This is a genomic window from Streptomyces otsuchiensis (assembly GCF_004305975.1).
Lineage (GTDB): Bacteria > Actinomycetota > Actinomycetes > Streptomycetales > Streptomycetaceae > Streptomyces > Streptomyces otsuchiensis.
Map to the genome: position 1 here is coordinate 1 of NZ_BHZI01000255.1, position 8,400 is coordinate 8,400.

Here is an 8,400-nt window from a genome sequence, read left to right on the forward strand (position 1 = left end):
GCGTCGGCTGATCCAGGGGGCGGTCACCGGGTGGACTCCCTCGTCCGGGCTACCGCTGGGCACGGCCCACCCTCAGGCCGATCACCATCCGGACGCGTTTTCGAGACGCGTTCCGGAGGGAAAAGCTAGCCTCGGGTGGCCGGTGCCGCCAAGCCCCGGAGCTGTTCGCTGTGGGTGCGCCCACGGTGGCGCAGGCCACATCGGTGCAGGTCGACGCGGTATGACCTGATGCAACAACCGCCGTCTCCGGCCGGGTGCGACCCATCTCACCCGGTCTTCCCCGGTCGACCTGATGCATCAGGTCGCCGCGGCGGGATACGGTCGGCGCGGTGTCGCGACGGCGAACCGCTTAGAATTGACCCCGCGCATGTCTCGACATGCGAGACGTTGTCCAGGGAGTGAGACAGGTGAGGTCGACCCCGTCGTACCGGCGGCTCGCCGACGCCCTGCGTGACCGGATCGCCGCCGGGGAGATCCCGCCCGGCGCGGCGCTCCCCTCGCGCGCCGAGCTGAGCGCCGCCTACGGCGTCGGCTCCAACGTGGCGGCCGCGGCGGTCCGGCTGCTGGCGTCCGAAGGGCTGGTGCAGGGCAGGGCCGGGCGCGGGGTCTTCGTCCGCGAGCCCCGCACCGCCGCCACCATGGTCCGCAGCTGGACCGCCGAGCGGGTGGCCGGCCGCCTCGCCGTCGCCCCCGGAGATCCCGGAACGGTGACGACGGCCGGCGGCGGCGAACCCCGTTCCGGCGGCCCGGCCGCCACCGCAACCGCGGCGTGCGCCGTCACGCGTGTCCTCGCGGGCGCCCCCGGGCTCACCGCCGAACCCCCGGCTCCGCGCGCCGCCGACGACACCCGCCCCCGGTCCCTGCGCGGCACCCCCAGCTCCACCACGGAGGCGGCCTCCGCCCAGGTCGCGCGGCGCCTCGCGCTGAGCGAGGGGGAACCGGTGATCCGCAGCCAGTACCTGCTGCGCAGCGACGACCTGCCCGCGATGCTCTGCGTCAGCTGGGAGCCCCTCGGCATCACCGGCGGCACCCCCGTCTCGCTGCCCGGTGCCGGCCCGGTCGCCGGCGGCAGCGTGGTGGAGCGGATGGCGTACATCGGTATCCGGGTCACCCATGTCACGGAGACGGTCACGGCCCGCCCCGCCACACCCGAGGAGGCCGCGGCCCTCGACCTCGCGGACGGTGCGGTCGCAGCCGCCATCGAACGCACCTACTTCTCCGACACCCGCCCGCTGGAGACGGCCGACCTCGTCGTCCCCGGGGAGCGGTTCCGGCTCGCCTACGAGATCCCCGCGACCCCGGCCGCACCCTTCGGGTGGGCGCCCCGGCGACTCCCTCGCCGGGGCGCCCACCGCCCGCCCGAGTGACGCCGCCTACCATTCGGCTCCGGTCGCCGAACGGCGGCGCAGAGAGTGAGGCACCGGTGCGCGACCCCGACCTTCCCGCCACGCCCGACCAGCCCGCGACCGGGGCACCGGCGCACGGAGACAGCGGCGCCGACCGCAAGCGCCCGGGCGACGGCGGTCCGGACCGTGGGGCCCCCGTCCGTCTGCTCACCGGGGCGTTCTCCGACGCGGCCGTCGGAGAGCCCGCAGCGGCCGGCTCCGGCCGTCTGCTGCTCGCCGTCCGGCGCTTCGACACCCCGTTCCTGCTGGCGGGCGCCCTCGCCTCGGGTGTGGGCTCCAGCGAACTCGGCCTGGACCGCGGCCGGATCGGCAAGGCGCGCCTCGCGGAATTCCGCCGGATCGGTGGTCACGCCGTCCTCGTCGCGACGCCCAAGCACCGGCTCGCGCGCGGCGGCCGTGCCGCTGTCCGGGCCGGCGCCGAGTCCTTCGCCCACTCCGTTCTGTGGAGCGCCCCCGTCCTGAGGGACACCGCCGACGGCGCGCTCGTGGACGCCGGCAGCCTGGCACTGCTCGATGTGCACGGTGTGGCCGAGCAGCTCGCGGAGCGCGGTCAGGGGGAGCACACCGTCGCCCCGGACGCCTCCTTCCCACTGGTGACGGAGGCCACCGACGGCCCCCGGGGTGTCCGGCTGCCCGCACTGCTGACCTTCCGGGGAGAACCGGGCGACGCCCTGCGCCGTGTGGTGCCCCTGCCCGGGAACCTCAGCGTGGTGCAGCACCTGCACCTGGTGCCACTGCCCGACGAACCGCTCGCCGCCCGCCCCTACCATCCGGCCTCCGGTGGCTACGGGATCGGCCACCACGACCACGGCACCCGGGTGGCCGACGGCACCGCCGTCACCCTCCAGCCCCGGTTCCGCACCCGCCCCGAGCCCGCGGCCACCACCGCTCCCGGAGACGGCGGGGGGCGCCGGCCGGAGGCGGCGATCGTCTTCCTCATCGACCCCGCCATCCCCGAACCCTGGCGCTCGGCGGTCGTCGAGGGCGGCAACTGGTGGCGCGCGGCCTTCGACGGAGCCGGTCTTCCCGGCGTCTTCCGCGTCGAGGTCGCGCCCGAGGACGCCGACCTCCACGACCTCGCGCACAACACCGTCCTGTGGGTCCACCGGGACGGCCGCGGCTGGTCCCACGGCCAGGCCCTCACCGACCCGCGCAGCGGCGAGATCCTCAGCGGCCGGGTCCGTCTCGGCTCCCAGCGCCTGGAACAGGTGACGGCGCTCGCCGAGACCCTGCTCGCCCCCTACGGACACCCGGACGAGGCGAAGCGTCTGGCCGCCGTCCGGGAGACCGTCCTCGGCCGGATGCGGCAACTCGCCGCACACGAGATCGGCCACGCCCTCGGCTTCATGCACAACTTCGCCAGCGGCGACCACCCCGTGCCCTCCGTCATGGACTACCCGCACCCCCGTGTCGCCCTCACCGGAGACGGCACCCCCGACCTCTCCCACGCCTACCACCAGGGGCTCGGGCCCTGGGACCACTTCCTCGTCGCCCATGCCTACGGGCCCGCCGGCTCCGCCACCGACACCGTCGCCGACCGGCTCGCCGCACTGCGCCGCGAGGCCGCCGCGCGCGGACTGCGCCACCTCGCCGACGAGGACGCACAGGGCCCCGGCGCCGCCAACGCCGACGGTGCCGTCTGGCTGCCGCACCTCGCCGACCCGTTCCAGGCCCTTTCCGAGGCGCTGGCCGTGCGCCGTGCCGCCCTGGCCGGCTTCTCCCGCGGTGTCCTGCCGCCGGACCGCCAGAGCGGCGAACTGGAGAGCCGCGCCGCGCTGGCGCACCTCTACCACCGGCACGCGCTCGCCGCCGTGGCACGTCAGGTCGGTGGGGTGCGTTACGCCTACGGCCACGCCGGAGACGCCGCCCCCGACGATCCCGGCACCACACCGGTGCCCGCAAGCGGCCAGTGGCGTGCGCTGCGCGCCGCCGCCGACCTGCTGGACCCAGCCGAACTGGCCCTGCCCGCAGGGGTGCTGCGGTTGCTCACCCCGCCCGCGATCCGCTACGAGCGCACCCGCGAGTACCTGGACACCCGGGCCGGACGGGTCTTCGACCCGTTCGCCGCCGTGGAGGTCGCCGCGGCACTGGTGGCCGAGGCACTGCTGGAACCCGCCCGCCTGACCCGGGTCGCCGCGCAGCACGCCGTCGATCCGGAGCAGCCGGGCCCGGCCGCCGTCGCCGACACCCTCCTCGGCGCCTGCTGGCCGGGCGCCGCCCACGAGGAGCCGCTGCCCGGCGGTGACGGGGACGCTCCGCGCCCGGCGCGGGCGGACTCCGAAGTACGGGCCGCGGCAGGATGGGTGGTGCTGCGTCACCTCGCCGCCGCGATCGGCGGCGAGGCACTGCCGCCGACGGTGCGCGAGACCCTCAAGGGCCGGCTCCACCAGCTCGCGGACCGGCTCGACATCGCGGGCGGCGGCCCGTACCCGCCGCGGGCCGGTGACCGGGGGCAGGACCAGCAGACCGCCCGAACGCTGCGTGCCTTCCTGGCCGCCCCCACCACCGACGGACTGGGCCCGCTGCCCCGCGTCCCTCCCGGCGCCCCGCTCTGAACACCTCGGTGGCCCGCCGCCGGCCCTGGACCGTGTCCGGCGGCTCTGCCGGCGGTCCGATCCGGGCACGCGGGAGTGCCCGCGTGCCCGGATCGGCCGAGGCCGTGCCCGCTGACGCCGTTCCAGCCGTCCACTGCCGTCATCGCGCCAGACCGGAACGGGAACGTCCCATTTCTGTCCATGACTGATTACCATGCAGCGCGCCATGGGCCTCTGTCGGACAAAAGGACAGCCAAATATGCACGAATGCGATCGAGGTCGCACGGATGGTCCGACCGGAACCACCCTGGCGCCGCAGGCCGGCGACCGCCCAGCCGTCGCCCGCCGACACGGCCCGGCAACGGCGACGACGCCCCCGTGCCCACGGCCACCGGACCGGCCCTCGCAGGGACCGGCGACCGCGCGGCGCGGCACTCCGCCGGACGGGCCGTCGGCTCCCGCGCGGCGAGAGCGTCCCACGGCCATGCCGCACGGTTGCTGACACGCAAAGGAAACGCCAGTGCACAGTTCCCACCCCCACGACGGAGACGTGCCGCTCGACGTCGCCCTCCTCGTGGAGACCGAGGTCCTGCGGCGGGGCATCGCCTCGCTGCTCCAGCAGATCCCGCGGGTGACGCTCGTCGAACCGCCCCACGCCTTCCCGGCCCGGCCGGAAAACCCCGCCGACCGGGCACGGGTGGTGATCGCCTCGCTCGCCGAGTGGCGGCGGCTCCCGAGCCAGGACCCGGCCTCCGCCGGGTCGCGCCCGCTGGTCGTCCTGATCGGCGACGACATCCACGGCGGGGACCTCGCCCTCCCCGCCGGGCCGCCCTGTGACGGCGTCATCTCGCTCGCGGAAGCGACCGTACCCGTCCTGGACAGTGCCCTGCGGCGGGCGGTGAACGGCGAGATGCCGCTGCCCGCCCGGCTGGCCCGCGAACTGCTCACCGGCACCCGGGCGCAGCCGCACCACCCCGGCGACGGGCGCCCCGTCTCGTTCACACAACGAGAGAAGGAGACCCTCGGCCTCCTCACCCAGGGCTACAGCAACAAGCAGATCGCCAAGGCGCTCGGCATCTCCGCGCACGGGGTGAAGCGGCTGGTGGGGGCCATCCTGCTGAAACTGGGAGCGCCCAACCGCACCACGGCCGCGGTGATGGCGATGAATCAGCACCTGATCTGACGGACGCCGCCGCCAGGCCGGGGCCGTCGCCGAAGCCGCTCCCCGCCCGTGCGCGGGCGCGGCGGGAGCGCCCGCCTGCCACCGCACCTGCTGTGCGCGTCGGCTGTCTCCGCCCGCGGTGCGCGTGGCGCGGACCGGCGCCGTTTCCGGGGACCACCTCGTCCGGCCCGTGGTGCCGGTCCGTCAACGGCCCGCCGTGAGGGTGCCGTTCCCCATGGTCCACGGTGAGCGGCCCGAGAGCCAGAACCGGCCGGGCGGCCGAAGGACCCTGCCCCTTCGGGTATACCCGAAGGAGGAGGTCCCTCTCCGGGCGCACCGGGGCTAAGTTGACGGCTCATGGGTGACCAACCGACAAGCGGCCTCCGGCGGGTGGCCTACCGGCCGACCGCCGCCGGGGTCCGTGACACAGTGCACGCCGCCGGGCCCGTCATGGACCGGCCGCCGGCGCCCCGTCGCTCCCGGCTCGCAGCGGGCACCTGAGGGCCCCGGCCCAGCGCGGCCCGCCGTCCGTGGGCGGCCGTCACCTGCCGCCGCCGGAGCGCCCCGCCTCCGCCGCCCACCCGCCCTGTTCCCGTACCCGGCACGCGCCCGCGGCGGCCGGGGGTGCGCCGGTCGGTCCCCCGGCGCCCTTCGGCCCGCCCGGCTTCCGCCACCGGCGGCGGTCCAGGGGCGGGGGAGCGGCACGTCCGTGGCTCACCGCCTCCCGCTTCCCGCCTCGCGGCTCCGGGCCCCGACGCGCACCGTCTTCGCTCGCGACAGGTTCCCGAGCTCGTCCACAGCCGCTCTGGAGGCCGTGAAAGTGAAGCACTTCCGTCTGCTCGTCCTAGGCAACGGGATATCGGCGTACGGCAGTTACCTCAACATGGTGGCGCTGAACGTCTTCGTCTACCAGGTCACGGGCAGCGCCTTCGCCGCCGGACTCTTCATGGCGGTGCGGCTGCTGACGAGCGTGGCCAGCGGCTTCGTGAGCGGGCGGCTCGTCGGCCGCTTCGACCGCAAACGGCTCATGATCGGGTCGGACCTGGTCCGGTCGGTGATGCTGCTGGCACTGCTGCCACTGTCGGACTCGGCCCGCCTGCCGCTGCTGTTCGCCCTCGCGTTCACGATGGGCGCCTCCACGACGCTCTACCAGGTCGCCCTCCGCAGCAGCGTTCCCGAGATCGTCGGCGCCGAGCTGCGGCTCAAGGCGAACGGCCTGCTGGTGACGGGCCGTTCCCTGGCCATGATCGCCGGTTTCGCCTCCTCGGGGCTGGTCATCGCCCAGCTCGGCTACACGGCCGCCTTCGCCCTGAACGGGGTGACCTTCCTCATCTCCGCCGTGATGCTGGCGCTGCTGCCGATCCGCACGCGGGCGGTCGCCGAGGAGTCGACCGGCCCCGACGCCTCCGGCCGCGCCGGCCGGTGGGCGTCGTGGGCGCTGCTGCGGGCCGCACCGCTGATGGCCGCCATGATGGCGATCCGTGCGGCCGACGGACTGGGCTCCTCGTCGCACAACGTGGCCCTGCCGGTCTACTCCGGCGCGCTGGACCCCTCCAACCCCGCCACGTTCATCAGCCAGTTCTGGGCGACCTGGGCGATCGGGCACATCCTCGCGCAGCAGATCTCCACTCGCTACGCCGACCGGACCGGCCGCACCTTCGGGGAGAAGGTCTTCGCCGTCGGCTCCATCCTGATGTCGGTGGCGTTCATCGTCGTCTTCACCGGGCTGCCCACCGTGCCCGCGATCATCGCCGCGCTGGTCGCGGGCATGGCGGACGGCTTCACCGAGATCGTGTACGTCACCAAGCTGCAGGAGACGCCTGACGCCCAGCGCGGCCGCATGTTCGGCATCTCCGCGGCGGTGGAGAACGGCGGCTTCGGCCTGGGCATGATCCTCAGCTCCGCCCTGCTGGAGGTGTACGCGCCGATCGTGGTGGTGGGAGCGTTCCACGGCCTCGCGGTCCTGCTGTGCACCGGCTTTCTCGTGCTCCTCATCAGACGCGGGAGACGCGCCGCGGGTCCACCTCCCGACGGGAAGCAGGCCGCTGCGCCCCCCGAGGTCGCGCCCGCCGAGGTCGCGCCCACCGAGCCGGCCGGCGAGGCGCGGGCGGCGCGCGGTGGTGACGCGTGAGCGAGGCGGCGCGGGACGACGGCGTGGCCGTCATCGGGATGGCGTTCCGGTTCCCGGGCGCGGACAACCCGGAGGAACTGTGGCGGATCATCCGCGACGGAGAGGACCGCTTCGTCCGGTTCACCGACGACCAGCTCCGGGCCGCCGGTGTGCCGGAGTCCTCCTACCGCGCGGCGGACTTCGTCGGCGCCACCGCGCCCCTGGAGGACATCGCGGGCTTCGACGCCGAGTTCTTCGGGATGAGCGCGCGGGAGGCGGAGGTCACCGAGCCGCAGCAGCGGCTGTTCCTCGAATGCGCCCACCACGCCCTGGAGGACTCCGGGTACGCGCGTGAGCGCCCCGGCGCGCAGATCGGTGTCTTCGCCAGCACGGGCAGCTATCTGTACTCGCTCCAGAACTACCTGCTGAACAACGTCCTGACGGAGGGAGCCGGTGAGGACTGGCTCTCCCGCTTCCAGGCCATGATCGGCACCCATCCCGACTTCACCGCCACCCGCGCCGCGTTCCGGCTCGGCCTGACCGGCCCCGCCGTCGGCGTCCAGACCGCCTGCTCCAGCTCCCTGGTCGCGGTGCGACTCGCCGCCCAGGCCGTGCTGGAGGGCGACTGCGACCTCGCACTGGCCGGCGCCACCGCCGTTCATGTGCCGCAAGTGCTCGGCTACCACTACGTGAAGGGCTCCATCCTCTCCAGGAGCGGGCGCCTGCGGGCGTTCGACGCCGCGGCGGACGGCACCGTCGGCGGCAACGGGGTCGCCGCCGTGGTGCTGAAACCCCTGGCCAGGGCCCTGGCCGACGGCGACACCGTGCACGGCGTCATCCGAGGCTGGGGCGTCGGCAACGACGGGGCGGGCAAGCGGAGCTACACCGAGCCCACCGCGCTCGGCCAGCAGCGCGCCATCACCCGCGCCCTGGAGCGCGCCGGGGTCGGTGCGGACTCCATCGGCTACCTGGAGACCCACGGCACCGGCACCCTCAAGGGCGACCCCATCGAGTTCGACGGGGCCACCGCCGCGTTCCGGCGGGACACCGACCGCACGGGGTACTGCGCGCTGGGCTCGGCCAAGTCCAACCTCGGCCATCTGGACACCTGCGCCGGCCTGGCGAGCCTCATCAAGACACTGCTGGTGCTGAAGCACGCCACCATCCCGCCCCTGGCCAACTTCACCC

The 8,400-nt window shown here is 74.8% G+C and carries 5 protein-coding genes; all 5 read left to right on the top strand.

The genetic code is table 11. From position 1 onward, the window contains the following. Positions 1-407: 407 nt before the first annotated feature. A complete protein-coding gene (locus tag E0D90_RS20690) occupies positions 408-1,367 on the top strand; it encodes a GntR family transcriptional regulator (RefSeq protein WP_170215024.1) in 960 nt (319 codons plus the stop codon). Positions 1,368-1,423: 56 nt separating this feature from the next. Continuing rightward, positions 1,424-3,961 (top strand): zinc-dependent metalloprotease, encoded by a 2,538-nt coding sequence (locus E0D90_RS20695; RefSeq protein WP_227870363.1) that lies wholly within the window; start codon positions 1,424-1,426, stop codon positions 3,959-3,961. A gap of 499 nt (positions 3,962-4,460) precedes the next feature. Next, on the top strand, positions 4,461-5,123 hold the full coding sequence (locus tag E0D90_RS20700) for a helix-turn-helix transcriptional regulator (RefSeq protein WP_130799598.1): 663 nt from the start codon (positions 4,461-4,463) through the stop codon (positions 5,121-5,123). Positions 5,124-5,922: 799 nt separating this feature from the next. Further along, on the top strand, positions 5,923-7,233 hold the full coding sequence (locus E0D90_RS20705; protein WP_227870364.1) for an MFS transporter: 1,311 nt from the start codon (positions 5,923-5,925) through the stop codon (positions 7,231-7,233). Between the two features lie 38 nt (positions 7,234-7,271). Beyond that, positions 7,272-8,400: beta-ketoacyl [acyl carrier protein] synthase domain-containing protein (locus E0D90_RS20710; RefSeq protein WP_265415967.1), on the top strand; the 1,129-nt coding region annotated here is incomplete at its 3' end.